Annotated in this window: 25 protein-coding genes, 2 tRNA genes and 1 other RNA gene; 11 read left to right on the forward strand and 17 right to left on the reverse strand. The window is 69.2% G+C overall.

What is annotated here, in order from left to right:
* Positions 1-98: 98 nt before the first annotated feature.
* The 5 genes from OG562_RS20135 (at position 99) to OG562_RS20155 (ending at position 4093) form a co-directional block, all read left to right on the forward strand.
* Entirely contained in the window at positions 99-1085 is a 987-nt protein-coding gene (locus OG562_RS20135) for an ABC transporter ATP-binding protein (RefSeq protein ID WP_266399710.1), read from the forward strand.
* Positions 1082-1897: an ABC transporter permease gene (locus OG562_RS20140; RefSeq protein ID WP_266399712.1), complete on the forward strand. Its 816-nt coding sequence runs from the start codon at positions 1082-1084 to the stop codon at positions 1895-1897. The genes OG562_RS20135 and OG562_RS20140 overlap by 4 nt, the downstream gene beginning before the upstream one ends.
* An 80-nt stretch (positions 1898-1977) precedes the next feature.
* Positions 1978-3357 (forward strand): sensor histidine kinase, encoded by a 1380-nt coding sequence (locus OG562_RS20145; protein WP_266399714.1) that lies wholly within the window; start codon positions 1978-1980, stop codon positions 3355-3357.
* The gene (locus OG562_RS20150) at positions 3354-3974 is read left to right on the forward strand and encodes a response regulator transcription factor (RefSeq protein WP_266399717.1); all 621 of its coding nucleotides are present in this window, start codon (positions 3354-3356) and stop codon (positions 3972-3974) included. Before OG562_RS20145 ends, OG562_RS20150 begins: the two co-directional genes overlap by 4 nt.
* Before the next feature lie 46 nt (positions 3975-4020).
* Positions 4021-4093: transfer RNA gene (locus OG562_RS20155), tRNA-Gly, on the forward strand.
* 73 nt (positions 4094-4166) lie between these two features.
* Here OG562_RS20155 and OG562_RS20160 read toward each other — a convergent pair.
* From OG562_RS20160 to ffs, 6 genes are all read right to left on the reverse strand, one after another.
* Positions 4167-5066 carry a phosphoribosylaminoimidazolesuccinocarboxamide synthase gene (locus OG562_RS20160; RefSeq protein ID WP_266399718.1) on the reverse strand — a complete coding sequence of 300 codons (900 nt, stop codon included), beginning with the start codon at positions 5064-5066 and terminating at the stop codon, positions 4167-4169.
* A 92-nt stretch (positions 5067-5158) separates the two neighbouring features.
* Positions 5159-6712 carry a N,N-dimethylformamidase beta subunit family domain-containing protein gene (locus OG562_RS20165; RefSeq protein WP_266399721.1) on the reverse strand — a complete coding sequence of 518 codons (1554 nt, stop codon included), beginning with the start codon at positions 6710-6712 and terminating at the stop codon, positions 5159-5161.
* A gap of 212 nt (positions 6713-6924) precedes the next feature.
* On the reverse strand, positions 6925-8856 hold the full coding sequence (locus OG562_RS20170; RefSeq protein ID WP_266409415.1) for a hypothetical protein: 1932 nt from the start codon (positions 8854-8856) through the stop codon (positions 6925-6927).
* A gap of 316 nt (positions 8857-9172) precedes the next feature.
* Entirely contained in the window at positions 9173-10426 is a 1254-nt protein-coding gene (purD, locus tag OG562_RS20175) for a phosphoribosylamine--glycine ligase (protein ID WP_266399723.1), read from the reverse strand.
* 188 nt (positions 10427-10614) lie between these two features.
* Positions 10615-12972 (reverse strand): DNA polymerase III subunit gamma and tau, encoded by a 2358-nt coding sequence (locus OG562_RS20180; protein ID WP_266399725.1) that lies wholly within the window; start codon positions 12970-12972, stop codon positions 10615-10617.
* Between the two features lie 91 nt (positions 12973-13063).
* Positions 13064-13162: signal recognition particle sRNA small type (gene ffs / locus OG562_RS20185), an RNA gene on the reverse strand.
* Positions 13163-13234: 72 nt separating this feature from the next.
* On the opposite strand from ffs, the gene OG562_RS20190 reads away from it, so the two are divergent.
* Both OG562_RS20190 and OG562_RS20195 read left to right on the forward strand, forming a co-directional pair.
* Positions 13235-13322: transfer RNA gene (locus OG562_RS20190), tRNA-Ser, on the forward strand.
* A gap of 168 nt (positions 13323-13490) precedes the next feature.
* Positions 13491-14591 carry a site-specific integrase gene (locus tag OG562_RS20195; RefSeq protein ID WP_266399728.1) on the forward strand — a complete coding sequence of 367 codons (1101 nt, stop codon included), beginning with the start codon at positions 13491-13493 and terminating at the stop codon, positions 14589-14591.
* An 18-nt stretch (positions 14592-14609) separates the two neighbouring features.
* Here OG562_RS20195 and OG562_RS20200 read toward each other — a convergent pair whose 3' ends face one another.
* Positions 14610-14834 carry a GntR family transcriptional regulator gene (locus tag OG562_RS20200; RefSeq protein WP_266399731.1) on the reverse strand — a complete coding sequence of 75 codons (225 nt, stop codon included), beginning with the start codon at positions 14832-14834 and terminating at the stop codon, positions 14610-14612.
* Between the two features lie 259 nt (positions 14835-15093).
* Here OG562_RS20200 and OG562_RS20205 point away from each other — a divergent pair, with 259 nt between their 5' ends.
* The 3 genes from OG562_RS20205 (at position 15094) to OG562_RS20215 (ending at position 16116) form a co-directional block, all read left to right on the forward strand.
* Positions 15094-15408, forward strand: a complete 315-nt coding sequence (locus tag OG562_RS20205) for a DUF6415 family natural product biosynthesis protein (protein ID WP_266399734.1) — start codon at positions 15094-15096, stop codon at positions 15406-15408.
* Positions 15401-15610, forward strand: a complete 210-nt coding sequence (locus tag OG562_RS20210; protein ID WP_266399737.1) for a hypothetical protein — start codon at positions 15401-15403, stop codon at positions 15608-15610. The genes OG562_RS20205 and OG562_RS20210 overlap by 8 nt, the downstream gene beginning before the upstream one ends.
* 206 nt (positions 15611-15816) lie before the next feature.
* Positions 15817-16116: a hypothetical protein gene (locus OG562_RS20215; protein WP_266399740.1), complete on the forward strand. Its 300-nt coding sequence runs from the start codon at positions 15817-15819 to the stop codon at positions 16114-16116.
* Between the two features lie 226 nt (positions 16117-16342).
* Here OG562_RS20215 and OG562_RS20220 read toward each other — a convergent pair whose 3' ends face one another.
* The 8 genes from OG562_RS20220 to OG562_RS20255 form a co-directional block, all read right to left on the reverse strand.
* Positions 16343-16591 (reverse strand): hypothetical protein, encoded by a 249-nt coding sequence (locus OG562_RS20220; RefSeq protein WP_266399742.1) that lies wholly within the window; start codon positions 16589-16591, stop codon positions 16343-16345.
* A 400-nt stretch (positions 16592-16991) separates the two neighbouring features.
* The gene (locus OG562_RS20225) at positions 16992-17942 is read right to left on the reverse strand and encodes a hypothetical protein (protein WP_266399745.1); all 951 of its coding nucleotides are present in this window, start codon (positions 17940-17942) and stop codon (positions 16992-16994) included.
* Complete coding sequence (locus OG562_RS20230; protein ID WP_266399746.1) at positions 17942-18211, reverse strand: hypothetical protein; 270 nt, start codon at positions 18209-18211, stop codon at positions 17942-17944. Before OG562_RS20230 ends, OG562_RS20225 begins: the two co-directional genes overlap by 1 nt.
* A complete protein-coding gene (locus OG562_RS20235) occupies positions 18208-18513 on the reverse strand; it encodes a hypothetical protein (RefSeq protein ID WP_266399747.1) in 306 nt (101 codons plus the stop codon). Before OG562_RS20235 ends, OG562_RS20230 begins: the two co-directional genes overlap by 4 nt.
* Before the next feature lie 471 nt (positions 18514-18984).
* Positions 18985-19218 (reverse strand): hypothetical protein, encoded by a 234-nt coding sequence (locus OG562_RS20240; protein WP_266399749.1) that lies wholly within the window; start codon positions 19216-19218, stop codon positions 18985-18987.
* An 86-nt stretch (positions 19219-19304) separates the two neighbouring features.
* Positions 19305-19835 (reverse strand): hypothetical protein, encoded by a 531-nt coding sequence (locus OG562_RS20245; RefSeq protein WP_266399750.1) that lies wholly within the window; start codon positions 19833-19835, stop codon positions 19305-19307.
* 2 nt (positions 19836-19837) lie between these two features.
* Positions 19838-19993 carry a hypothetical protein gene (locus OG562_RS20250; protein WP_266399752.1) on the reverse strand — a complete coding sequence of 52 codons (156 nt, stop codon included), beginning with the start codon at positions 19991-19993 and terminating at the stop codon, positions 19838-19840.
* Positions 19986-20333, reverse strand: a complete 348-nt coding sequence (locus tag OG562_RS20255) for a hypothetical protein (protein ID WP_266399755.1) — start codon at positions 20331-20333, stop codon at positions 19986-19988. Before OG562_RS20255 ends, OG562_RS20250 begins: the two co-directional genes overlap by 8 nt.
* A 124-nt stretch (positions 20334-20457) precedes the next feature.
* On the opposite strand from OG562_RS20255, the gene OG562_RS20260 reads away from it, so the two are divergent.
* Positions 20458-23412: a transglycosylase SLT domain-containing protein gene (locus OG562_RS20260; RefSeq protein ID WP_266399757.1), complete on the forward strand. Its 2955-nt coding sequence runs from the start codon at positions 20458-20460 to the stop codon at positions 23410-23412.
* A gap of 304 nt (positions 23413-23716) precedes the next feature.
* Here the strand turns inward: OG562_RS20260 and OG562_RS20265 are convergent, their stop codons facing one another.
* On the reverse strand, positions 23717-23875 hold the full coding sequence (locus OG562_RS20265; protein WP_266399760.1) for a hypothetical protein: 159 nt from the start codon (positions 23873-23875) through the stop codon (positions 23717-23719).
* A 60-nt stretch (positions 23876-23935) separates the two neighbouring features.
* Positions 23936-25336: a hypothetical protein gene (locus tag OG562_RS20270; RefSeq protein ID WP_266399763.1), complete on the reverse strand. Its 1401-nt coding sequence runs from the start codon at positions 25334-25336 to the stop codon at positions 23936-23938.
* Between the last annotated feature and the right edge of the window lie 315 nt (positions 25337-25651).

Consider the following 25651-nt stretch of genomic DNA (forward strand, 5'->3'; position numbering starts at 1 on the left):
GCGCCCCGTCCCAGCTCCGGACTCCGACTGACATTTGTCACAAGGAGTGGTGACACCGCGCACTGCTGTCGGTCCCCGTCCGCGGGGAGGCTGAAGGCATGGACACGGATGAACACGAACACGTGATTGAGGTCACTGACCTTCGGCGTGTGTACGGGGGCGGGTTCGAGGCGGTCCGCGGGATCTCCTTCCACGTCGGCCGCGGCGAGATCTTCGCGTTGCTGGGCACCAACGGGGCCGGGAAGACCTCGACCGTCGAACTCCTGGAGGGCCTCGCGCGGCCCGACGGCGGGCGGATCGCCGTCCTCGGCCACGACCCCTACCGCGAGCGGGCCGCCGTACGGCCGCGCACCGGCGTGATGCTCCAGGAGGGCGGCTTCCCGTCCGAGCTGACCGTCGCCGAGACCGCGCGGATGTGGGCCGGCTGCGTGAGCGGCGCTCGTCCCGTCGAAGAGGCGCTGTCGCTGGTCGGGCTCGCCGCGCGGGCCGACGTACGGGTCAAGCAGTTGTCCGGGGGCGAGCGGCGGCGGCTCGATCTGGCGCTCGCGGTGCTCGGCGAACCCGAGGTGCTGTTCCTGGACGAGCCGACGACCGGCCTGGACGCAGAGGGCCGCCGGGACACCTGGGACCTGGTGCGCGCCCTGCGCGACGCCGGTACGACGGTGCTGCTGACCACGCACTACCTGGAGGAGGCCGAGAACCTCGCCGACCGGCTCGCCATCCTGCACCAGGGGCGCATCGCGGCCGCCGGGACGCCCGCCGAGGTGACCGGCGCCCAGCCGTCCCGGATCGCCTTCGAGCTGCCCGAGGGGTACTTCGTCGGCGACCTGCCGCCGCTGGCGCAGCTGGGGGTGAGCGGTCACGAGGTCGACGGGCGCGTCGTACGGCTGCGCACGCACGAGCTGCAGCGGGCGGCCACCGGGCTGCTGGTGTGGGCCGAGGGGGCCGGGGTCGCGCTGGGGCGGCTGGACGTGCGGTCGGCCTCGCTGGAGGAGGCGTTCCTGGGGATCGCCAAGGAAGCGTCGGAGCAGGGTCGTACAGAACAGGGTCGTACGGAACAGACGGAACAGGAGGTCGCGGCATGAGCGTCGACATGGTCAAGGACCCGGCCGCCCGCTCGGCCGCCCGCCCGGTCACGACTCCCGCCGGCCGGATGGCCGCCCTCGCCCGCGCCGAGCTCACCCTGCTCGGACGGAGCAAGAGCACGCTCGTCGCGGCCGTGCTGGTACCGCTCGTGCTGCCGCTGAGCCTGTCGTCGGTGATCGAGGACATGGACGTCGAGGACGTCGGACTCACCGTCGGCCTCGTCCTGCTGCCCGCCTCGATCGGCTTCTCCCTGCTGTTCGGGGTGTACGGCGCACTCGCCGCCATCTACACCGCCCGGCGCGAGGAACTCGTGCTGAAGCGGCTGCGCACCGGTGAGCTGCGGGACGCCGAGATCCTCGCCGGATCCGCGCTGCCGGTGCTCGCCACGGGCCTGGTGCAGTCCCTGGTGCTGGTGGCGGGCTGTACGGTCCTGCTCGACGTCCCCGCGCCCCAGGCGCCCCATCTCGCCGTCCTGGGGCTGCTGTTGGGCCTGGTGATGTGCGCGGCGCTGGCCGCGGTCACGGCGACCGTGACCCGCACGGTGGAGAGCGCGCAGGTCACCACGATGCCGATGGTGCTGGTCTCGATGATCGGCTCCGGCATCGCCGTGCCCCTGGAGATGCTGCCCGACCGGCTCGCCTCCTTCTGCGAACTGCTGCCGCTCACCCCGGTCATCACCCTCGTCCGCGGCGGCTGGACCGGGAACCTGTCGGCCTACGAGGCCCTGGGCGCCCTGGCGACCGCGCTGGCCTGGACCGTGCTGGCGGTGTTTGCTGTACAGCGGTGGTTCCGCTGGGAACCGCGGCGCTGACGTACGAGAGCCACGGGAACAACCGGCGTACCAGAGCCACCGGAACACCAGCCGACGTACGGGGAACAGGGGACGCGACGATGCGGGAGCCGGGGGGCTGGTGGCGGCGCAAGAGCACGCCGGCGAAGGTCGAGACGTACACGCGGTGCTCGTTCCACTTCTTCGGGGTGATCGAGGTCCTCTCGGTCGGGCTGCCGCTCCTCGGCGCGCTCGGCACAGGGCTCGGGGGCTGGCTGCTGATGCTGGTGTGCCTGCACGCGGGCGTGGGCTTCCTGACGGTCTCGCGTGCACTGGACTGGACGCGCGGTCGCCGTCCCCAGCCGCTCCGGCTGCTGTGGACGCTCGCCGCCGTCACCGCGGCGGTCGCCGTCGCGGCGGTCGGCGTCGCGGAACGCGGCCCTGCCGGTGACGACGTCGACACCGCCGCGGGCACGGTCTTCGCGGTCGTCCTGATCTTCGGGGCCGGCGCCATCGCGCTCGGCGTGCGCAGGCGGCGGCGCGTGTTCGCGATCGTCGTCGGCTTCGCCCTCGGCTCCGGGGTCGTGGCGTTCCCGATCGGCATGCCCGGGCCCGCGACCCTGCTCACCATGGCGGGCGTGCTGCTCGGCAGCGGGTTCCTGGCTTTCACCTCCGTGTTCTCCGTCTGGCTGCTCAACGCCGTGTACGCCCTCGACGAGGCCCGCGAGACCCGCGCCCGGCTCGCCGTCGCCGAGGAACGGCTGCGGTTCGGGCGGGATCTGCACGACGTGATGGGGAGGAACCTGGCGGTGATCGCCCTGAAGAGCGAGCTGGCCGTGCAGCTGGCCCGTCGCGGGCGGCCGGAGGCCGTGGACCAGATGATCGAGGTGCAGCGCATCGCGCGGGAGTCGCAGCGGGAGGTGCGCGATGTCGTACGGGGTTATCGGGAGGCCGACCTCGGGGTCGAACTCGCCGGAGCGCAGGGGGTGTTGACGGCGGCCGGGATCGCGTGCGAGGTCCACGGGGAGGTCGGCGCGCTGCCCGCGGGGGTGCAGTCGGCGCTGGGCTGGGTGGTGCGGGAGGCGACCACCAACGTGCTGCGGCACGGGGACGCAGGGCGGTGTTCGGTGATGTTGCGGGTGACGGAGGGGACGGCGGGGACCGAGGGGACGGCGGGGACCGAGGGGACGGCGGGGACGGCAGGGATGGAGAGGCGTGTGGTGTTGACGGTGGAGAACGATGGGGCGGGCACGGCCGCCGTCGGCGGCGACGGGTCGGGGCTCGGCGGTGGATCCGGTCTCGGCGGTGGATCTGGCATCGGCAGTGGATCCGATCTCGGCAGTGGATCCGGTCTCGCCGGGCTGCGGGAGCGGCTGCGGAAGGTCGACGGGACCTTGGAGGCGGAGTTCGTGGGGACGGGCGTGTTCCGGGTGGTGGCCGAGGTGCCCTTGAGCGGGCAGGTCGCGACCGTCGGCGAAGTGGTGAGCGAGGTCACGTCATGACGGCGCCGACGCCGGTGCGGGTGCTGCTCGCCGACGACGAGCACCTCATCCGGGGTGCACTGGCCGCGCTGCTCTCGCTGGAGGACGACCTGGCGGTCGTCGCCGAGGCGGCCACCGGACCGGAGGCGCTGGCGATGGCGCGGGCGCACGAGCCCGACGTAGCCGTGCTGGATCTGCAGATGCCGGGCGCGGACGGTGTGAAGGTCGCCACATCGCTGCGTGCCGAACTGCCCGGCTGCCAGGCACTGATCGTCACCAGTCACGGCCGGCCCGGGCACCTCAAGCGAGCGCTTGCGGCGGGTGTGCGCGGGTTCGTCCCGAAGACGGTGAGCGCGCAGCGGCTCGCGGAGATCATCCGTACCGTGCACGCCGGAAACCGCTACGTCGACCCGGAGTTGGCCGCCGACGCCATCGCCGCCGGGGACTCGCCGCTGACCACGCGCGAGGCCGAGGTGCTCGAACTCGCCGCCGACGGAGCGCCCGTCGCGGAGATCGCCGAGCGGGCCGCGCTGTCGCCGGGGACCGTGCGCAACTATCTGTCGTCGGCCGTCTCCAAGCTCGGGGCGGAGAACCGGCACGCGGCGGTGCGGCTCGCACGCGAGCGGGGTTGGGTATAGTTGTTCTCGCGCCACGGCACCTGCACCAGGGTCACCACGGCGCAGTGCGGACGTAGCTCAGTTGGTAGAGCGCAACCTTGCCAAGGTTGAGGTCGCCAGTTCGAACCTGGTCGTCCGCTCGGTATCAGGAAAGGCCCCCGGTTCTCCGGGGGCCTTTCTCGTGCCGCTCCGATGCTGTCGGCGCCGGGGCCGCTAGCTCCAGCTCGTGCCGGTCAAGCGCTCGTACGCCTCGACGTACTTCGCGCGGGTCGCGTCGACGATCTCCGGGGGCAGCGGCGGCGGGGGCTGCTCGCTCTTGCGGTCCCAGCCGGAGGCCGGCGAGGTCAGCCAGTCGCGCACGAACTGCTTGTCGTACGACTGCTGCGCACGGCCCGGCTGCCATTGGTCGGCCGGCCAGAAGCGGGAGGAGTCCGGGGTGAGGACCTCGTCGGCGATGACCAGCGTCTCGCCCTCGAAGCCGAACTCGAACTTGGTGTCCGCCAGGATGATGCCCCGGTCGCGGGCGATGTCGCGGGCCCGGCCGTAGACGGCGAGGGTCGCCTGGCGCAGCTGGGCGGCGGTGTCGGCGCCGACCTGGCGGGCGACCTCCTCGTAGGAGACGTTCTCGTCGTGCTCGCCGACGGCGGCCTTGGTGGCCGGGGTGAAGATCGGGGCGGGGAGCTCGCTGCCGTCGACCAGGCCCTCGGGCAGGGCGAGGCCGCAGACCGTGCGGGACTCGTCGTACTCGACCAGGCCGGAGCCGGTCAGGTAGCCGCGGGCCACGCACTCGACGGGGACCATCTTCAGCGACTTGCAGATCAGGGTGCGGCCGGCCCAGTCGGCGGGGGCGCCGGCGGGCAGTTCGGTGCTCAGGACGTGGTGGGGGACCAGGTCGGCGAGCTGGTCGAACCACCACAGGGACAGCTGGGTGAGGATGCGGCCCTTGTCGGGGATCTCCGTCGGCAGCACCCAGTCGTACGCGGACGTACGGTCGCCGGCGACCATCACGAGGTCGCCCGCCTCGTTCTGGTACAGCTCGCGCACCTTGCCGGTGTGCAGATGCACCAGGCCCGGCACCTGAAGCGGCTCGGGCTTTTCTACGAATCCGGACACGGTTCCTCCCCGTGGTTCTGACCTAACGGCTCGATTGTCCCGTATGAGCGTCCGGGTCCGGGCAGCGGGATGCGGGGAGGGGCCTACGGGGGTCAGTCGCGCTTGCAGATGCGGTCCAGGAGGTTGGCGGTGGCGCGCTGGACACGGGGGTCCACATGGCCGGGGCGGTCCAGGGCCGGGGACCAGGCGAAGGTGCCGGAGGCGAAGACCAGGGCGCCGGAGGCGGCGCGGTAGAGGGAGGTCTCCTGGTGGCGCAGGACGCCCTCGCCGTCGGCGTACGGGGAGTGGGCGAGGAGGATGCGGTCCTCGTGGGGCGGGAGGGGGGTGCGCGGGAAGTAGCGGTCGGCCTCGCCGGCGACCAGGCCCTCGATGCCGTCGCCCTCGCGCGCGCCGGTGGCCTCCCACAGCCAATGGTCTGCGTTACGCACGATCAGCGGGTGCGGCTCGGGCACCCGGCCCGCGTACTGGATGCCGACGAGCTGCTGTTCGGCGCGGTCGATCTCGCGCCAGAGGACGGGCTTTCCGGGGCCCTTGCGCTTGCGGCAGGTGAGCAGCCGGGCCGGGACCCCGGACGGGGAGGGCCCCAACTCCACCTGCCAGTACAGGGTGTTGGCGGAGAGGAAGACGAGCGAGGTGCCGCTGTCGCGGGCGAGTTCCACGGTGCGGCGCATGGCCGTCGACCAGTACTCGTCATGGCCCGGGAAGACCAGGCCTCGGTAGCGGGTGGGGTCGATGTGACCGGCGTGCAGGTCGCGGGCGTCGGCGTAGGCGAGGTCGTAGCCGTAGCGCTCGGCCCAGCGGACGAAGTCGTAGGCGTGGCCGACGTGCAGGGGGAGGCCGGCGCCCGCGTACGGGCGGTCGAAGGAGACGGTGGTCGCGGCGTCCGCCTCGCCGAGGAGGCGGCCGTCGTCGTCCCAGGCGTGGTAGAGGCTCGCGCCGGTGTGGCCGTCCTCGGGGTAGAGGTTGTAGGCCTGCCAGGTGATGTCGGGGAGCAGCAGGAGCAGGTCGGCGGGGTGCTGGTCACGGACCGTGAAGGGAATGTGGGAGCGGTAGCCGTCGACGGTGGTGAGGACGGCGACGTAGGCGCCGACCTTCCAGTAGGACGGGACCTGGAGGCGCCAGGAGAGCCACCAGTGGTGGCAGGAGACCGTGCGGTCGGCGGTCAGCGGCGGGGGCTGGACGATGCCGGAGAGGCGCGGGCTGGTGGTGATCTTGGCGGCGCCGTCGCCGTCGTAGTGGCCGATGCGGTAGATGTCGACGCTGAATTCCTGGGGCGGGTCGACCGTGATGTGGAAGTCGACGGCCTCGCCGGGGGCGACCGCGCCGGTGGAGGTGAAGCCCTTGATCTGGCGGCGGACGTCGTCGGCTGAGCGGGGGCCGCCGGAGGTGCGGGCGCCGGGAACGCGGGCGGGGTGGGCGGAGCGGGGCTCGGGGACCCGGGTGGCGCCGTCCTTCGGGGCGAGGGCCGGGTCCGGGTCGACGTACCAGGGGACTACGTGCCCGGTGTCGTCGAAGTACGTCTCGCTGCCGCGCAGCCACGGGACGGGGCCCTGGCCGAAGGGGTCCGTCACGGCGTGGGCCAGGGCTCCCGACTCCCATCGGCGAATCCGCTCCGGTCCTGGTCCCCGTCCCCGTCCCGATGCCATGGCGCTCCCCTCCCTCGTGCCCCCGTGTGTGTGCGTGCGACGCCGCCGTGCCGACGTCCGGCGCCGGTGATTCTTCTGTTTGTCTTATGTCGGCTGCCCATGCCATGGGCGCGATCGGTCCCCAGCACATCACATAACGCGCGCAGACGGTCACTATTCGTTGCGAATTGGCCGAAAGTGGAATCGGGGGATCCGGTACCCGGTCGACTCCCTCAGCCGAGCCGCACCGGCTTCTCCGGACGTATCCCCAGCTCCACCAGCCAGGCGCGCAGCGGGGTCGCGTCGCCGTCCTCGACGAGGCTGAGGACACGGGGCGCCAGGTCGGCCACCCGCTCGCCTTCGACCAGCAGGGTCGGCCCGTCGAGCCAGTCGAGGCCCGGGGTCGCGCCGACGGTGTCCATCGCCGCGCAGCACACCATCGCCGTCACATGATCGGCGAGCAGCTCGCGCTCGGTGCGCGGGGGCTGGAGCGGGAAGAGAGGGAGCGCGCCGTCGTCCCAGAGGGATACGTCCGGCCCCGGGCCGCCGGACGCGGGGGCGCCGCCGGCGGGGGGCGGGGGCGCGGCCGCCGCTTCCTCCCGGGCGATCTCCACGCCCAGGCGGGCGGCGAGGGCGACGCTGCGGGGGTTGGGAGCGGGGTCGTCGTCCTCGTCGGCCTGGTCCTGCCCTTCGTGGTCGTAGGTCACCTCGCCCTCCTCGGTCGCCTCGCACTCGGGCACTGACGTGGTTGCAGCGGTGGCCGCGTCGGCGGTCCCGGTCCCTGATGCGGTGACGGCCGTCGTGGGGTCGGGTTCCGGCGCGGGGGAGGGGTCCGGCGCGGGGGAGGGGTCCGTCAGGTGGTCCAGGACTCGGGCCAGGGTGGGACCGGTGAGGTGCGGGGTGCTGTGTGGGCTGATGTGCGCGGTCGGGGAGGCCGTGGAGTCGGGGGCGTGGCAGACGCCCACCGCGTCCAGGACGCGGTGCAGCCGGGCCGCGTCGGTGCGCCACTTGCGGTCGACGACCTCGTCCGGATACTCCTGCCAGCTCACCGGCGACCAGTCCGGGCCGGGCTCCGCGGGGCCGCCGTGGAAGAGGCGGGCGGCGAGCAGGGAGGCGGCCTCGTCGATGGCGCCGGGCTCTTCGAGCAGGTCACAGGCGGGGCGCTCGCCCAGACGGGAGGCGAAGCCCTCGGCCAGGCGGTCGCGCCGGGACAGCTCGGTCAGGGCGGCGACGACGCCTGCGTCCAGCCGCGAGGGCCAGCGGCCCATCCGCCAGGCGGGCAGCGCCACGCGCGTGAGGAGACGGTCCCAGCCCGCGTACGCCAGCCCCACCTGTTCCTGGGCGACGATCCGCAGCCCGTAGTCCACAGCCTGTGCACGCTCGGCGGCCGCCGTGGCCACACCGCGCTCCATCTCGGCGGCGTGCACCTGGCAGCTGCGCAGCAGCAGCCGCGTGACCCAGCCGATGCCCACGCAGACGACGCGGACGCCCAGGCAGCGGCCACGGTCGGCGGAGACGGCCACCGCCGCGTCGAGCCCGCGCACGAAGCGCCGGGCCGCGGCTATGTCGGGGTGCGCCGAAGGGCCCGTACCGGCGACGACCGGGGCGAGGACGGCGCGCAGCTCGGCGACCCGCATCCACCACAGGAACGGGGAGCCGATGACGAGAACGGGCGCGACCGTCGTACGGCGGTGCAGGCCTCGGCCGGCTGCGTGGCCCGGGTCGGCTATCTCGTCGTCGGACCGGGGCGCGGGCGGGCCGTGGGCCGGGTGGGTGCGGTCCTCCAGCCAGCTGTCGCAGTCCGGGGTGAGCGCTATCGCGGAGGGCGCGGGCACGTCGAGGCGGTCGGCGAGATCGCGCACCAGCCGGTACAGATCGGGGGCCGCCTCCTCGGCGATGGCGACCGTGGGGCTGACGGCGGGGCGGGCGCGGGCGACGACCACGGCGACGACGCCGGCGGCGAGCAGGACGAGGAGCGCCGCCGCGGAGACGACCCAGCGGGCGGTGTGCCAGCCGGGGCCCACGAGATGGTCCGTGGAGCCGCCGGCGAGCAGGATCACGGCGGCGGCCGCGGGCAGCAGCGCGACGGCGAACGCCCGGCTGCGGATCCGCAGCACGGCCAGCGCACGGGCCCGCGCGGCCTGCGCTCCCACCTCCACACCCATACCGGTCACGACCGCACCTCACCCCCCGCTCTGGTTCTCCGGCCTCTCCTGCTCTTGCTCACTCCCCCACTGTGGCACCCACGACTGACATCGCAATGCCGGTGGGCCAAGTGCCGGAACGCTTGCGCCGCACCCTAGTTGGCACTCCGGCCCCCGTCAGCCGGATAGCTCAGCGCTCACTCGATGGAATGGCTTTGGGGAAAGGTGTATGACGGTGGGCAACGATCAGGCCCCGGGTTCCATGGCGACTTCCATGGTGACCCCGGGGCCTGCGACCTGCATGTTCGTCAGCGGGTGACGCCTCTTCGCGAGCGGGCTACGCCTCCGCCGCCGCCTTCGCGGCGATGTCCGTACGGTGCTGGGAGCCGTCGAGTCCGATGCGCGCGACGGCCTTGTACGCCCGCTCGCGCGCCTCGGTGAGGTCCTTGCCGCTCGCGGTGACGGACAGGACGCGGCCGCCCGCGCTGACGACCGCCTCCCCGTCGCGCCTCGTCCCGGCGTGCAGGACGTAGGCGTGCGGGGCGTCCTCGGCGGCGATCTCGTCGAGGCCGGTGATCGGGTCGCCGGTGCGCGGAGTGTCCGGGTAGTTGTGCGAGGCGACGACGACGGTGACGGCCGCGTCGTCGCTCCAGCGCAGGGCCGGCAGGTCGGCGAGGTCGCCGGTGGCCGCCGCCAGCAGGACGCCGGCCAGCGGGGTCTTCAGACGGGCGAGCACGACCTGCGTCTCGGGGTCGCCGAAGCGGGCGTTGAACTCGATGACGCGGACGCCGCGCGAGGTGATCGCGAGCCCGGCGTAGAGCAGGCCCGAGAAGGCGGTGCCGCGGCGGCGCATCTCGTCGACGGTCGGCTGGAGGACCGTCTCCATGACCTCGTCGACCAGCTTGGCATCGGCCCACGGCAGCGGCGAGTACGCGCCCATGCCGCCGGTGTTCGGGCCCTCGTCGCCGTCGAGCGCGCGCTTGAAGTCCTGCGCGGGCTGGAGCGGGACGACCGTCTCGCCGTCGGTGATCGCGAAGAGGGAGACCTCCGGACCGTCGAGGAACTCCTCGATGACGACCCGCTCACAAGCCGCCGCGTGCGCCGCCGCGGCCTCCAGGTCGTCGGTGACGACGACGCCCTTGCCCGCGGCGAGCCCGTCGTCCTTCACGACGTACGGCGGGCCGAAGGCGTCGAGGGCCTCGGCGGCCTCCTCCGGCGTCGTACAGACGTACGAGCGGGCGGTCGGGACCTCGGCCGCCGCCATGACGTCCTTGGCGAACGCCTTGGAGCCCTCCAGCTGCGCGGCCTCCTTGGAAGGACCGAAGACCGGGATGCCCACCTCGCGCACGGCATCGGCGACCCCGGCGACGAGCGGCGCCTCCGGGCCTACGACGACCAGCTCGGCGCCGAGCGCCACGGCCAGCGCGGACACGGCCTTGCCGTCCAGGGCGTCGACCTGGTGCAGCTCGGCGACCTCGCCGATTCCGGCGTTGCCGGGGGCGCAGTGCAGCGCGGTGACGGCGGGGTCGAGGGACAGTGAGCGGCACAGGGCGTGTTCGCGGGCGCCGCTGCCGATGACGAGGACGTTCACGGGGGTCAGCCTAACGGGCGGGGGGCGGGGTGTTTTGTGCGGGCTTCCGAAGCCTGGGGGGTGGGGACACTGTGCGTTCCTCCAAAGCGGCCCGGTGTCGACGTGGGCGTCCCCTGAGGGCTGCCGCCCCCAGACCCCCGCCGCCGGCCCTGAACGGGCCTCGAACGCCGGACAGGCTGGGAGTCGCTCTACTCGTTGGTGAATTCCTCGACCACCGTCGCTCCCAGCTCGCGCACGATCAGTTCGTAGCCCGAGAGGGCCGACTCGTTGAGGTCGGGGTCGTCGTCCTCGGGGGTGTCGTCCTCGGGGGCGACCGGATCCGGGGCGGCGGGGCGAGGCGGGGGCGAGGCGGGAGCCGCGGAGGTGGGAGCCGCGGAGGTGGGAGCCGACGGGGACCGGGGTGCGGGCTGGGCCGGGGCGTTCGGCGCCGAGGGCGGGGCGGACGCACCCCCGCCGTAGCCACCGCCGCCTCCGCCGTAACCACCGGCGGGGCCGGGGCCGCCGTAGCCACCACCCGGAGCTCCGCCACCGCCGAAGCCGCCGGTCGGCGGGGGCGTGGAGCCGCCGGACGGGTCGACGAGCGCGTCGACCTTCCACTGGACGTTGAACTGCTCGGACAGCGCCTGCCTCAGCACTTCCTCGCTGCCGCTGCTGACGAAGTTGTCGCGGGCGCCGGCGTTGACGAAGCCGAGCTGGAGGGTCGTGCCGTCGAAGCCGACGACCTGGGCGTTCTGGCTGAGCAGGATCCAGGTGAAGCGGCGGCGGTTCTTGATCGCTTCCAGGATGTTGGGCCAGAGCATGCGGGGGTCGAGGCCGCCTGCGGGAGGCGCGTACCCAGCCGGGGCGGGGGCCCCGGCGGCCGCGGGAGCCGAGGCCGGAGGGACGGCGGGGGCCTGGGCGGAAGCGGGGGTCGCCGGGGGCCGTCCGCCACCGCCGGCAGGCGCGGCCGTGGGCCAGCCGCCGGGCCGACGCCCGCTGCCTACGGCGGTGGCGGTGGGCCAGGCGCCGGGGGCGGGGGCGGGGGCGGGGGCGGGGGCTTCCGGCGGGGCCGAGGCAGCGGCAGGAGCGGGGGCAGGGGCAGGGGTGACCTGGGGAGCTTGGGAAACCTGCGGCTGGGATTGGGGAGCGGGAGCTTGCGGCTGGGGCTGAGGGTGGGGAGGCTGGGGCTGAGGCTGGGGCCCCCGCACCGCGGCGCGGGCCGCCGCGGCCCCACCACCGGGCGCAATGGGCACGCCCCCCGGGGCCACGTCCCCCGGAGGAACGTGCGCGCCGCCCGCCGGAACGGGCGCACCTCCCGCCACTCCACCGCCATGGGCCTCCGGCCCGGGCACGTACCCCATCGCGGGCATCGCGGGCACGGTGGGCGTGGCGGCGCCCGCGGAGAAGTTCACGCCGCGCTCGATGCGGTCGAGGCGGGCCATGACGGAGCGCTCGTCGCCGTAGGCGGCGGGGAGCAGCACACGTGCGCAGATCAGCTCGAGCTGGAGGCGGGGCGAGGTGGCGCCGCGCATCTCGGTCAACCCCTCATTGACGAGGTCGGCGGCGCGACTGAGCTCCGCGGCGCCGAAGACGCCGGCCTGGGCCTGCATCCGCTCGATGACGTCGGCCGGGGCGTCGATGAGCCCCTTCTCGGCGGCGTCCGGCACGGCGGCGAGGATGACGAGGTCGCGCAGCCGCTCCAGCAGGTCGGCGACGAACCGCCGGGGGTCGTTGCCCCCCTCGATGATCCGGTCCACCACCTCGAAGGCGGCGGCCCCGTCCCCCGTGGCGAAGGACTCGACGACGGAGTCGAGCAGCGAGCTGTCCGTGTACCCGAGGAGAGAGGTCGCCATGGCATACGTCACACCGACCTCGGTGGCCCCGGCGAGCAGCTGGTCCATGACGGACATGGAGTCGCGCACGGATCCGGCGCCGGCGCGCACAACGAGCGGAAGCACGCCGTCCGCGACGGGGATGGCCTCCTTCTGGCACACCTCACCGAGGTACTCGCGCAGCGTGCCGGGCGGCACGAGCCGGAACGGATAGTGATGCGTCCGCGACCGGATGGTCCCGATGACCTTCTCCGGCTCGGTGGTGGCGAAGATGAACTTCAGATGCTCCGGCGGCTCCTCGACGACCTTGAGGAGCGCGTTGAAACCGGCCGACGTGACCATGTGGGCCTCGTCGATGATGTAGATCTTGTAGCGGCTTCCGGCAGGCCCGAAGAAGGCCTTCTCGCGCAGGTCACGGGCGTCGTCCACGCCACCGTGGGAGGCGGCGTCGATCTCGATGACGTCGATGGAGCCGGGCCCGTTGCGCGCGAGGTCCTGGCAGGACTGGCACTCCCCGCACGGCGTGGGCGTGGGCCCCTGCTCGCAGTTCAGGCACCTGGCCAGAATCCGCGCGCTGGTGGTCTTCCCGCACCCACGCGGCCCGCTGAACAGGTACGCGTGATTGACCCGGTTGTTCCGCAGCGCCTGCTGCAGCGGGTCGGTGACATGCTCCTGCCCGATGACCTCGGCGAACGACTCCGGGCGATAGCGGCGGTACAGCGCGAGAGACGACACACATACGAGGTTATAGGCGACCGCTGACAACGAGCCCCACGCACAGGACTCCCTTCACGGGACTCCCCGCCGCAGGACGCCCGCCCCCGACAACGCAAGCGCCCCCCACGCACCCGCCAGAGCCGACCTACCCTTGCTGCCTTCCGGCCCTGGGGGAGTTCAGTCAGATAGCGCCGCGTGAGGGGCTGCCCAAACAGTACCCGATGCGAGCGGGCGGGAACGAGTTCGCGAGCACTCCTCAACGTCTTGTATTGTTTGCGGCGGAGGATTCGCCTAGAGGCCTAGGGCGCACGCTTGGAAAGCGTGTTGGGGGCAACCCCTCACGAGTTCGAATCTCGTATCCTCCGCCAGTGCCTCACCGGGCACGATCAAGGTAGCCCTGATCTGCGACTTCGCGGATCAGGGCTTCTTTGCTTCCTGGGTCCTCTTGCTGCGGCTCACTGACCGCAGGTCGCTAGGCAAGACGCTTCGGTAACCGGCGCTTGTCTAGCGGCCCAGCACGAGGAGCCAGCAGACACATGGCAGCACGCAACCCACTGCGCGCACAGACGCGCGTCAGGAGCGCCGACACGCGCTCTGCACAGACACAGACGCACGCGCTCTCACCGGCGCCTGTGCGCAGCGTCAGGAGCGCTCAGGACGTACGCGCGTCGCTGATCGCAGAGCTTGAGCTTCACCTCAGCACGACGACCAACAAGCAAGGCCGGCCGTTCCAGCGGCGCACGATCAACGCCTACAAGTACGCGGCTGTGCAGCTCGACCACTGGCTGACTCAGGCTGGTGTGGAACATGACTTCACCTGCGTCGACACGGCCACGCTCAACCGCTACTTCCGCTGGTACTACGAGACCCACGACGTGCCCAAGAGCCAGGATGGCAAGGGCGGGTACACAGGCGGGACCAACACGACGCAGCGCAACCTCCGCGCGCTGTTCGCCTACCTGGCCGAGGAGTACGACGTCCCCGACCCGTACGGCGACCCGAAGCTCCAGCGCTACGCCACTCCCCCGATGGGCAGGCCCAAGACGCTGTCCGAGGAGTTCGTGAGCGACTGCCTCAAGGTCACCGAGTGGGGACCGCGTCCAGGCAACAAGGAGTTCCACGCCGTCCGTGATCACGCGATCCTGCGCGTGCTGACCGAGGGCCTGCGCTCAGACGAGGTGCTGAACCTCCGCGTCATCGACCTGGATCTCCGAGCGGGCACCCTGGTCGTCGTCCCCATCAAGATGGATCGCAACTCCACAGACGGCCGCGTGATCCCGCTCCAGCCCAAGACGGTGAAGGCACTGACCCGCTATCTCCGCGTGCGAGCACTGCACCGCCGTGCCGACGACGAGTGGCTATGGCTGGGCACGCGGAATCGCTCGCGTCTCCTGTACGCGGGCCTGCACCGCATGACCAAATCCAGGGCCGAGCAAGCTGGGTATGACCCAAAGGTGGTCTCGCCCCACTCCTTCTGCCACACCTGGGCTGACGACCTCAAGGCAGCGGGAGTCTCGGGCGAGCACATCATGGCTATCCGAGGGTGGAAGTCCCCCGCGATGCTGCGCCGCTACGGCGCGGACATGGCCTCACAGCGCGCGGTTGCCGCAGTGCAGAACCTGGGCGACAGGTACTGACCCACGTCCCACACCCCACTAGGCCGAGACGAACGAGCCTTGCCCGAGCACGGTGTAGAGACGTCCCTCTTCACGGAGAGCGGCCACAGCTTTCTGCACCGTGCTCGGTGCCACGTCCAGCTCAGCGGCCAGCACGTTGACGGCGGGGAACCGCTCGCCCTTCGGGTACTGGCCAGCGTCCAGCCTGCGCCGAAGCTCGGCCGCTACCTGGGGCCAGACGGGCACTGAACGGTCAAGATCCATGGTTCCCAGCGTCCGCGTATCTGCGTGATCACGCGACCGCGTATACGCGTATGCGCGTATGCTCGCCACGAGCACGACAGCAGCACCAGCACACGAAGGGCCCCCGCGACCGCGCGAACGGCCCGGGGGTATGGCCACCAGCTACAGAGGAGCTGACGACATGAGCCAGCCTAGTCATCGCCCACAGTCACCGTCCCCGGTAAGGACGGGGCCGCCAGACGGAAAGCCCTCTACCAACGCGCCCATCGACCTGGAGTTGATGCGCGAGACCGCCGCTCTCATCCTCTCGGAAGACGCGGAGCTTCCCTCCATCCCGGAGCTGGTGGTCATGACGCTCCGGCTGCGCGGGATGATCATGCTGGCTATCCCGGAGATCGAGGTTGCCGCCGCTCGCTGGCCGAACGACGACATCCCGGCCACGTGCGCGAGGGCGTGCATAGGAGAAGCGCAGATGCGTCTCCGCATGGAGCCGGGCGTGAAGCTGCCTCAACAGATCGCCCACGCACAGCGGTTGGCGCGCTCGGTCCGCGCGCTGGCCGACCACTACGTGAACCTCGGGTCAGCTCATGAGTGAGCCGGTACGTGTGTGCCGTCACTGCGACGAGGTGATCACGGACCCGGCTGACGCCGTCGCGGTCCACCACGAGCTGAGCAACTCCGGCCCTGGCTGGACGGTATGGGCTCATCGCGACCACGCCGAGCTGGTCGACGTAATCGACAGTGACCTCCTGCGGATCATGCTCCGCATCTGGTCTGCCCGGGCTGAGCGCCCCTGAGACGAGGAAGCCAACGCATGAGCCTGGATAACAGTTCGCCACGGAGTCCAGCCGAGAACCTACGGACGGCACTCGTCGACTTCCTAGCGTCAGCCGTGTCAGAACGACACAGCGACCAGGGAGACGAGATGACCCGTCAGCGATTCGACCACAGCCAGTGCACTCACCCGAGCACGAAGGCTGGGCGTGCAGGCTGCCGTAAGACGATGCGAGCCGCCGCACTCGGCGAGACGGCAGAGGCGAAGTCGGCAACTGCCAAGAGCGAGAAGGCTGGTGTGGCACAGACCGAGCCCGCCGCCGCTCCGGTCGCCGCGCCCGTCGAGATCACGTCCGAGACGTGGAAGGAGCACAAGGGCACCGCGGCTTCGATCTTCGTGAAGGGTGTGGAAGAACCCTTCGCCGCTCAGAGCATCACCGGCTGGAGCATCAAGTTCCTCCAGTTCAACGACGCCGACGGCAAGCGTCAGCAGATCCCCGTGAGCACGGTCGAGCGCGTGACCGTCTGACGCACCACACCCAACAGAGAAGCCCCTGACTCACCACGAGTCGGGGGCTTCTCGGCGTGCTCGCCGGCGCACGCTGACCTGCCGAAACGCTGAGCGCGCGTCTGGCGAGATCGGTTGCTGAGCGCGCGTCTTCTGTCGCGCTCGTACTGCTGGGAGCCGAGAGACGCGCCTGAGCGCCGTTTGGGAGCAAGCACGCGCGAGACGCACGCTCACGCGTCGCGCTACGTCACTTCGGCACTGCATTGATGGCGGCAGCCACTGTCCCGCTCGCTCCCATGAGGAGTGCGGCGACGATGGCATAGCGCCAGTTCTCCAAGGAGCCCACGCGCTGTTCCGTGGTCCCGATCTCCAAGCGCACGTCTCGGATGTCGCGGTCGTGCTCGCCGCGATCCTCGGCGCTCCGGGTGAGCGCGTCGTCCAGCTTGGCTTCGATGCGGACCAGCCGCTCAACATCTTCTCTGGCCAGGTCAGTCACGGTGCCCTACCAGCTCTGCCATCAGGTTGTTCCACAGGGCGTCCTGCTCTGCTCGCGGACGATCCGTGATGAGCCCTCGGCGTGAGTGCCAGAGGAGCGGGCCCTCACCCATGCAGAACTTGAGCCCGCCCCACGTCTGACGAACGGACAGTTCGAGGTCGTGGCGGATCGCGTAGGACCGTAGGCACTTCATGAATTGCCGGACGGTTCCGCCGTGGATCTCCTGGATCTTCTCCGTGGTGATCTCTCGCACCTCGCCGTCGGCAAGGAACCGGTACAGGTTCCCTCGATGGCCACGAGGCATCATGTCCCCCGGTACCAATCGAGCCTGACTACGGCACTTCCTGCGCGCGTTCGCGGTGGCTGGGTGTCCGCATCTTTCATGGTTCATCACAGCCCCCTAGAAGAACGCGGTCACGATGACCACCCCGTCGGCGCCGCTGCCTCCGTTGGCTGCGGCGTTGTCGTTGATGCCGCTACAGGCGCCGCCACCTCCGCCGCCGTACCCGGCTGCTGGCGTTCCGGTGACGAGGTTGCCAGCGGCAGCAACGCCGCGACCTCCACCGCCGAGGTGGGAGTTACCGCCCGCGCCTGCGAACGCCCCGATCGAGGCCATGCGCATACCGGCCGCGCCTCCAGAGCCGTTGATGGCCAGGTCGGCGGCGATGACCTGAGATGCACCTGTGGCACCCGAGATACCGGCACTACCGGGGCCGGTGCCGTTGCTTCCTCCACCCGGTCCGCCCGTGGCGCTCACGTAGGAGCCGAACGACGACTGTGTGCCGCTGCCTCCGGTGCCTGTGCCTCCCGCTCCACCCGTACCCACAGTGACCGTCACGGAGGGAGTCAGGGAGTTGGCAGTGATCCATGACTCGCCGTACGCACCCCCAGCACCACCGCCGCCCGAACAGGCTTCGTTCAACGGCGAGGCCACGCAACCGCCTCCGGCACCACCGCCCGCCTGGACCTGGACGCGCACGACGCGAGCGCCGTAGACCACTTCCCACGTGTCCGACTCGGTGAAGATCTCGACCTTGGGATCGATCGGCCGGGTCGAGACGGTTCCGATGATCAGGTAGGTCGTGCCGACCGGGACGAGGACGACCCTCGCGCCAGGCAACGGGTAGTACCCGGACATGACGGCGTACCGCTTCCGGCTGACCTTGGTCTCGCCGTCGAACTGGACCCTTGGGTTGATGCTGCCGAGGAAGTCCAGGGGGTTGTACTCGTAGTCGATGACGCCGAGTCGGATCGGCCTGTTGTCCACGGATGACGACGGATTGGCCTCGGTGAATCCCGCGATGGCTCGCAGGAACTCGTGCCCGCTATTGCTGCTCCCACTGCCGGGCATCAGTCGTCCTCCAGAGTCAGGACAGGATCGAGGGACGTTCCACACCCTCCGCACTGCGCGCGGTAGATGCCGTCACCGTTCTCGTGCAGGGTGACCGAGCACGGCTCGGCGAACACCGCACAGTTGGGTGTGGTGCATGTGACGGTGCCGGGCACGGAAAGCCAGTCGTCCAGCTCGGGCCACGTCTGCTCACCCGATGGCTTGGCCGCTTCGGCATTGAGGCGCGCTCGGAACTCGACGGCTGCCGCTTCGTATTCGGATCGCTTCACGGCGTGAACTCCTGCCACGACAGCCAATGGACGGTGGTTGCCACATCGTTGGTCCGGAAGATGTAGGCGGTGAATCCCGTCTGAGTGGCGAAGCGGTAGCCGACTTCACGCACCCTGGTCCACGGGTAAGCCGAGTGAGCGGTGAGGAGAACCACGGGCTCATTCGTGGCGACGTGGTTGGTCTTCACTTCCATCGAGGTGGCCGTGTTCTCCTGGGGGCTCATCTCGACCGAGCCGAACAGGATGTTGGCTGCCGAGAGCGACCCACTCACCACAAGGTCGTCGTTGATCGTCTTGGTCACCAGGACTCCTCGCGGATTTTGCCGTGACTGAGCAGAGCGCTAACAGCCTCCGTAACGTCCCCTGCGTCGGCGTTAGGGAATTCAGAACGAATCCAGAACCAAGTGAACGGCTGCTGTTCTCGGTTCGCCCTCATGTGCCCGTACACGCTCCACGCGAGATCCGACAGCGGAGGCTTCTTGATGGGCCCGCCTACGCCGCTGCGCCGGGATCGGTTCCGCTTGGCGGGGCGCTTGCGTACCGGCTTCGGCGCGGGCGCTTCACCGGTCTCGCGCTGGCGTGCCCGACGACAGGCGGCACGGGCAACGCGGGTGGCCTCGTGGTCACACGTGGCGTGGGGCCGGTCGACGTTGTCCACCCGGTACCTCCCATCGAAGATCCGGCTCACCGGACACCTCCCGCGGAATGCGAAGGCTGGGTGTGGGACATCCGGGCAAGAAGCTCTGTCCCACACCCAGCCGGTCTGTGCGTCGCTACGAGGCGGCGGCGATCCGGGCCTTGACCTGGCTGATGACCTGGGCCTCCAGGGGGAGCGTCGCGCTCGGGTTGACCGGCGTCAGGATGACGCTGCCCGGGTCGGTGACCTGGGGGGTGCCGCCCTTGACGGCGGCGACGTTGTGGATGTCCTGGAACACGGCCCGCCGACGCTGGAGGCCCAGCGCCATGAGGGAACGGAACAGCTGGAGGTCCATCGTGATGTCGGCCATTTCTGGGCCTACCTTTCTACTGACGGCACGGGGAGGTGCCGCGTTCTACGCGGGGATGGATGGGCGGTGCAAACGGCCGGCTGGGGTCAGCCGCCGTTCTGCTCCTGGTCGTAGATGTTGAAGACGACGCCGTTGGCTTGAGCCATGAGGCGTTCCGACGTGCGGTCACGACGCGGGGTCTCACCGTTCGGCGTGACGTACGGGGCGCCAGGTTCGGGAGAGCGATCGGCACGGAGCGGCCGGTTGGCTCGCTCCTCCCAGTAGGCCCGCTCGCGCTCCTTGTCGGACGTCTGGCTCATGGCGTCGTAGGTAGCGCGCCGACTCGCGGCCTCGGTCGCCTCGCGGGCCTCACGCTGGAGCTGAGTGCGTGCCGCCGTCTCCGCGTGCGGGACGCCCTGGTTTTCGAGCACACGAGCACGGGCACGGACGGCGCGCTCGAAACGCTCGCGGCCTTCCGCATTCGACTCGTGGACGCTGCTGTAGTCGGTACGGCCTCGCGCCTGGTCGACAACCTTCTGGGTCGTGGCGTCGAGCTTCGGCTCCGGGGCCTCGAACCGCTTCGGCGACGTGCCCGCCATCAGCTGGTCCCAGAGTTGCTGACTGACCTTGTCGGCCATGACTACTCCTCTCGGATCTGGCGGACGAACTCCGCCGACAGAATGACCGTGCCGTCCTCGCGGAGGATGGCGTGGCCATCGGCAATGGCTTGGGCGAGAAACAGAGCCAGCTCCGATTCGTCACCCAGACTTGCAGGCTGGATTACTGCGTCAGGCATCAGACTCTCCAGTCACGAGGCCGTACAGTTCCGCCTTCTTCATCGCGGTATCCGTGATGAGTTCGAGGACAGCGAGGTGATCCGTCACCTTGAGCTCCAGGTCCCAATCCAGAAGCTCGTAACTGCGTCGGATCACGTCATCGAGAGTGGCGCTCACATCCGTGAGTACACCGCTACCAGTCAGCTCAGCCCTGCTCGTCCGAGCACGGGAGATCCGGAGTTCCACCTGGGTGGGTGTCAGCCCCATCATTTCCGCGATATCGCCGACGCTGCGCCCCCGGATCCATGAGACATAGCAGTCGGACGCTTCCTTAGCCAAGCCGCTGATTTCTCTTGCCACTCTCGCCTCCTTTCAACTTCCAAATCAAGAATATCGCGAATTCAAGAAAGCGGCAATCTCCTCGTTATTGACAATTCGAATAAGCTCAGAATGAGCTTATTCGGAGAATGGGGAGGTGAATAACGTGGCTGTCACTATTGCCACCGGCGTCGTTACGGTGCAGCCGGATATCGATGAGGGCGGAATTGTCCGCGCTGCGAATCAGGCGGGGCAGCGAAGTGGCGACGCATTCTCACGGGGAATGGATTCGCGACTCGGCAAGTTCTCAGGCGCCGGTCTCTCGAAGGTCATGACCGCGCTGCGTGGATCCACGCTGGCACTGTCGGGCGCTGCGCTCGGAGCTGGCGCGGCTATCGCTGGTGTGGGAGTCGGGATCATCGGCCTGGGCGCGCTGGCGCTCAAGGAGAACGCCAAGGTCAAGTCCGCTTTCTCGGACATGACCAAGTCGATCCAAGGGACGATGGCGAAGGCTGCCACACCCCTGGTTCAGCCCTTTGTCGATGCGGCCGGGACGATCACCAAGACGTTCCAGGGCATCGCCCCTCAGCTGACCCAGGTGTTCGCCAACGTGGCACCCTCGGTCGCTCCGCTCGTGGACGGCCTGAGCGGCCTGATCACCAACCTGATGCCTGGACTCCAGGCGATCACTGGCGCCCTTAAGCCTGTCATGGACACGCTAGGACCCGGGCTCGCCGACCTGGGCTCAGCGCTGTCGGGTCTGTTCGAGGGCATCGCAGGCGGGACCGGTGGCGCAGCGCAGGCGCTCGGCTCCCTGTTCAGTGCGCTCAAGGTGATCGTGCCCGCGTTGGGCCAGGCCATCGGCCTGCTGGCGGAGGCCGGCGGACCTGTGATCGCTGCGCTTCTGGGTGCCCTGACGCCGCTCATCAAGTCGCTACTGGGCGCGCTGGCTCCCGCCATCGCTGCTCTCGGGCCGCCGCTCACCATCCTCATCAAGGCACTGGGCGCTGCGCTCACGCCCATCATCGACGCGCTTGGCCCGGTGCTCGATGCCGTCTCGGGTGCGCTCGGCGAGCTGGTCAAGTCCGTGGCTCCGCTGCTCCCCATCTTCGGGGAACTCATCGCGTCGCTCCTGCCGCCGCTCATCCCGGTATTCGAGGCGCTGGGCAAGCACTTCCAGATGATGGCTCCGGTCGTCAAGCAACTGGTGCAGGCGCTCATGACCGCGCTGGCTCCGATCCTGGCTCAGCTCCCGGCCATCATCCAGCCGCTGATGGACATCTTCAATTCCCTGGTTAAGGGAATTCTGCCCATCCTCACTCAGCTCATTGTGGCGCTGGCTCCGTCGCTGGCGAGTATCGGCGTGAGCTTCGGCAAGGTCCTCGTGGCTCTGTCGCCTCTGCTGGGCGCGCTCGGGGAACTCGTCGGTGACCTCCTGCTGGCGCTCATGCCCATTCTGACTCCGCTTATCCAGCTCATCGGAAAGCTGGCGGCGGTCCTCGCGAACGTCTTTGCCAAGTACGTCCAGAACATCGTGGTTCCGGCTGTCGGCATTCTGACCAAGCTGCTCCACGGCGACTTCTCGGGTGCCTGGCGAGACGCCAAGGATCTCGTCCAGAAGGTCGCTACCGCCATCGCCGACAAGATTCGCTGGCTCCGCGATCAGGCCAGTGCGCTTGTCGGCAAGATGCGTGATTGGGTCGTGGACCGCTTCACGGGTATGCGGAACAGCGCTCTCGACCGAGTGACGACGCTCAAGAACAGCGCAGTGAAGGTGTTCACCGGCATCCGAGACAGCATTACGGGCGCCGCTAGGACTCTCCGAGACAACGTCGTTGGTGCATTCAACACGCTCAAGACGAAGTCCGTAAGCGCGTTCTCGTCGGCCAAGGACGCCATCAAGACCGCCTGGAACAAGCTCAAGGAGATCGCCGCCAGCCCGGTTCGGTTCGTGATCGAGACGGTCTACAACAACGGCATCAGGAAGGTGTGGAACGCAGTAGTCGGGGCCTTCGGCGGTCACAAGCTGGGTGCCATCAAGTCCGGATTTGCTCGTGGTGGCGTGCTGCCGGGACAGTCGTCCTTCCGCAACGGCGATGACCAGCTCGTGCCGATGAGGCGCGGTGAGGGTGTGTACGTCTCGGAGGCCATGCGGAATCCCTACGAGCGCGCACGTCTCCACGCGGTGAACCGAGCGGCCATGCAGGGCAAGAGCCTGGCTCCGTTCCAGGGCGGCCAGGGCTTCGCACTGGGCGGCATCTTCGACGGGATCGGGGACGCGCTCGGCGGGGCCTGGGACAAGACCAAGAAGGGGTTCTCCTGGCTCAAGGACACATTCGGTGGAGCCATCCAGGCGGGCGTGAAGCACGTGGTCAATCCGCTGATCAACCAGATCCCGGGTAAGTCCGGGTTCACGGGCATCCTCAAGAGCTCCGCTCACAGCATGGTCGACAGCCTGATCGGGGCGGGCAAGAAGGGTGACAAGCTCGCCACACCCAAGGTGAAGTACAACCCGTCGGCTGGTGTGGAGCAGTGGCGTCCCGTCGTTCTCCAGGCACTTCGCGAGGTGAACCAGTCAGCCGGCCTCGCCAACTCGACTCTCCGACGGATGCAGCAGGAGTCGGGCGGCAACCCGAACATCGTGAACAAGTGGGACTCCAACTGGCAGGCGGGACACCCGTCCGTGGGTCTCATGCAGGTGATCGGCCCGACGTTCCGCGCGTACGCGGGCAAGTACAAGAACAAGGGACCGTTCCTGTACGGCACGTCGGTCGACCCGATGGCCAACGTGTTCAGCTCCATGCGCTACGCGCTGGGCGCCTACGGCAGCCTCTCGCGGGCCTACGACCGGCCGGGCGGCTACGACTCGGGCGGCTGGCTCCCGCCGGGCCCTCAGGCGACGTACAACGGCACCAAGAAGCCTGAGGCGGTTCTCACGGACGCTCAGTGGGGCCTCATCGAGAAGCTGGTCGCCAGCTCTGCCACACCCAACAAGGGAGGTGTGCACATCGAGAGCCTGACTCTCCAGGTGGATGCCTCGCAGGTTCAGGAGATGGCCGACGTGATCAAGCTGGTCCAGAACATCAAGATCTCGGCCCGCCAGCACGGCGCCCGTATCTGACGCTTTGGAGCGTGGGAATTCAGCGCGATACGCTGAAAGGGCATCCACCACACCTGCGTAGATCTCGACTCTCTGTTGGCCGCGTTAAGGCTGGGTTGGTTCATCGCAAGTAGGAAAACCCCCGGAGGCCGCCGAGAGATCGGACCGGGGGTTTTTCCTTTGGCGCGTGGATCTCGCTTCGATACGCTTGACGGGTCGGTCATGAATGGTGTGGACCCGCCATTGAGCCCCGAGGTTGGGATAGCCTCGGGGCTCTTTGGCGGTCACGTGGCGAGGTGCTGATCGAGTCGCATCTCCATACGGGTCAGCACGTCGGCGAGACCGAGGGGGCGCGGGAGAAGTCGACCGTCTGCACCCTCCCATTGCCGGGCGGGAATCCGCCCCAGCGCATCGGCTTCGGGTCGGTGAGACCCAGGCTCTTGCGATCCTCGATGTACTTCCGGACGATCTGAATTGCCGTCATGGTCCGCTCCCTGCGAGTGAGTTGACGTAGTGAACACGTTATTGCCTCCTTTGCGGTTCATCAATCTGTGGATTCCTCGTACCAGTCACCGTCCGAATTCTGAGCCGCCACACCCTCCTTCTTCAGGTCCGCGACCGCTCGGCGGCGGCTCTCACCGGACTTGACTCCGGCCTCTTCCATCGCGGCGTTCCAGTCGGCGCGAGAAAGGGGCTGCTGGGCCCTGAGAATCGCCAGGGCGACAGTCTTAGCGCTCTGCTTCTCTGCGCGCTGCGTGCGCGTCTCAGAGCGTCCTAGCGGCGCGTCGGAGGTGATCTGGACGTCTGTCACGTCGTCTGCGTGCGAGCTATCAACGACGATGTGAGCAACGCCCAAATCGTCGTTCGGGATCACGCTTCCGCCGTTGTCCTTGGCCAGGAAGAGTTTGGCGTAGCCCATCGAGCCTCGGGACGAACGCTTGAGCAACGCCATGCGGTACTTGGCGGCCTGGGTGAACTGCTGCTTACGGGCGTGCCCGCTCTCGTCCCGCTCGTTGGACTTGTTGGTGTGGTCGATGATGACCGAGGTCAGGGCGGCGTACCGGGCGCGCAGGGGCGTGATGAACTTCGCCACCACCACATCCGGGCCAGCGGAGTCAGACGTGGCGTTCCGGCCGAGGAAGTCGATCGCCGGGTTCAGGGCGTCGATGATGACCAGCCCGACGCGGAACTTCATCGCCGGGGTCGCGGTCGGCCGGTCGTAGAAGTGGAAGTACATGTCCACCTTGGCGGCCGGGACACCCATGCTGATCAGGCGAGAGCGCGGCGGGTTGGGCGACCGAGCCTCGAAGTTGAACCAGGCGACATGCTGCCGCTTGAGGATTGTCTCCTTGGCCACGTAGCAGGCAAGCCACGTCTTGTAGGCGTCGCCGGGGCCATAGATCGAGTTGTCCATGCCCTTGTAGAACAGAGCCTTACCGGACTCGTCCGAGAGCAGTCCCACACTCAGCTCAGAGGGGCTGTCGTCAATGTCCTCGACGCCCATCTGTTCCTGGGCGAACCGCTTGGCCTCCTTCTCGATCAGCCACTTCGGCGGCGGGGCCAGGCGAGTCAGGTACTCACCGGCCTTTCCGACGTCGGCGGGATTGATCGGGTCGGACAACTCGATGACGCGGAGGTAGCCAGCGTCATAGAGGGTCAGGGCCGTCTCCAGCTCGTCCTCAGACGGCGTGTCCGCGTCGTAGTCGGACTTCCACGAATCCCATTCCTCGTCGTACTCCGCCTTGGCCTCGCGGTACCACTTACGGTCGGCAGTCACCCGCTCCGCTACCCGCTCGTCCTCGGGCATGGCGAAGTCCTCCAGGACTTCTTCCACGGTGGTGTAGCACGTGCCGTTGAGCATGAGCGGGAGGCGGTAGCGGAGTTCGCTCAGCCACTCGCGCTGGTTCGGAGAGAGGTCATCGGCAGGGAGGATGGTGTGGGACATGTTCAGCTCTCCTTGGCCTTGGCTCGGACGTCGTTCTCACAGGCTCGCCACTGGGAGACGTTCTGCTTGTGGTCGCATTCGGCGTGCCGCCTCTGGGCGCGGCACTTCCAACGGTTGAACTGCGTATTCGGATGCTCGCAAGCCTTGTGGCTGAGGTTCTCGGACATCTCCATTTCCTCTCTGTCGGAATTTCCTTGCACTCAATGTATTACAAGGAAATTCCACGCTGAAAGGCGAGCGAGGGTGCGTTGTCGATGGCGGGTTCGAGACTTTGCGAAGTCTTTACCATTGCCTCTGACCTGCGCATCCCTTGAT

Source organism: Streptomyces sp. NBC_01275, assembly GCF_026340655.1.
Classification (GTDB): Bacteria; Actinomycetota; Actinomycetes; order Streptomycetales; family Streptomycetaceae; genus Streptomyces.

What these genes read in the sequence shown, in the direction of transcription:
- OG562_RS20135 (WP_266399710.1), top strand. Translation starts at nt 99, where the DNA reads ATGGACACGGATGAACACGAACACGTGATTGAGGTCACTGACCTTCGG.
- OG562_RS20140 (WP_266399712.1), top strand. Translation starts at nt 1,082, where the DNA reads ATGAGCGTCGACATGGTCAAGGACCCGGCCGCCCGCTCGGCCGCCCGC.
- OG562_RS20145 (WP_266399714.1), top strand. Translation starts at nt 1,978, where the DNA reads ATGCGGGAGCCGGGGGGCTGGTGGCGGCGCAAGAGCACGCCGGCGAAG.
- OG562_RS20150 (WP_266399717.1), top strand. Translation starts at nt 3,354, where the DNA reads ATGACGGCGCCGACGCCGGTGCGGGTGCTGCTCGCCGACGACGAGCAC.
- OG562_RS20165 (WP_266399721.1), bottom strand. Translation starts at nt 6,712, where the DNA reads ATGGCATCGGGACGGGGACGGGGACCAGGACCGGAGCGGATTCGCCGA.
- OG562_RS20170 (WP_266409415.1), bottom strand. Translation starts at nt 8,856, where the DNA reads ATGGGTGTGGAGGTGGGAGCGCAGGCCGCGCGGGCCCGTGCGCTGGCC.
- OG562_RS20195 (WP_266399728.1), top strand. Translation starts at nt 13,491, where the DNA reads ATGGCAGCACGCAACCCACTGCGCGCACAGACGCGCGTCAGGAGCGCC.
- OG562_RS20200 (WP_266399731.1), bottom strand. Translation starts at nt 14,834, where the DNA reads ATGGATCTTGACCGTTCAGTGCCCGTCTGGCCCCAGGTAGCGGCCGAG.
- OG562_RS20205 (WP_266399734.1), top strand. Translation starts at nt 15,094, where the DNA reads ATGCGCGAGACCGCCGCTCTCATCCTCTCGGAAGACGCGGAGCTTCCC.
- OG562_RS20210 (WP_266399737.1), top strand. Translation starts at nt 15,401, where the DNA reads ATGAGTGAGCCGGTACGTGTGTGCCGTCACTGCGACGAGGTGATCACG.
- OG562_RS20215 (WP_266399740.1), top strand. Translation starts at nt 15,817, where the DNA reads ATGCGAGCCGCCGCACTCGGCGAGACGGCAGAGGCGAAGTCGGCAACT.
- OG562_RS20225 (WP_266399745.1), bottom strand. Translation starts at nt 17,942, where the DNA reads ATGCCCGGCAGTGGGAGCAGCAATAGCGGGCACGAGTTCCTGCGAGCC.
- OG562_RS20240 (WP_266399749.1), bottom strand. Translation starts at nt 19,218, where the DNA reads ATGGCCGACATCACGATGGACCTCCAGCTGTTCCGTTCCCTCATGGCG.
- OG562_RS20245 (WP_266399750.1), bottom strand. Translation starts at nt 19,835, where the DNA reads ATGGCCGACAAGGTCAGTCAGCAACTCTGGGACCAGCTGATGGCGGGC.
- OG562_RS20250 (WP_266399752.1), bottom strand. Translation starts at nt 19,993, where the DNA reads ATGCCTGACGCAGTAATCCAGCCTGCAAGTCTGGGTGACGAATCGGAG.
- OG562_RS20265 (WP_266399760.1), bottom strand. Translation starts at nt 23,875, where the DNA reads ATGACGGCAATTCAGATCGTCCGGAAGTACATCGAGGATCGCAAGAGC.
- OG562_RS20270 (WP_266399763.1), bottom strand. Translation starts at nt 25,336, where the DNA reads ATGTCCCACACCATCCTCCCTGCCGATGACCTCTCTCCGAACCAGCGC.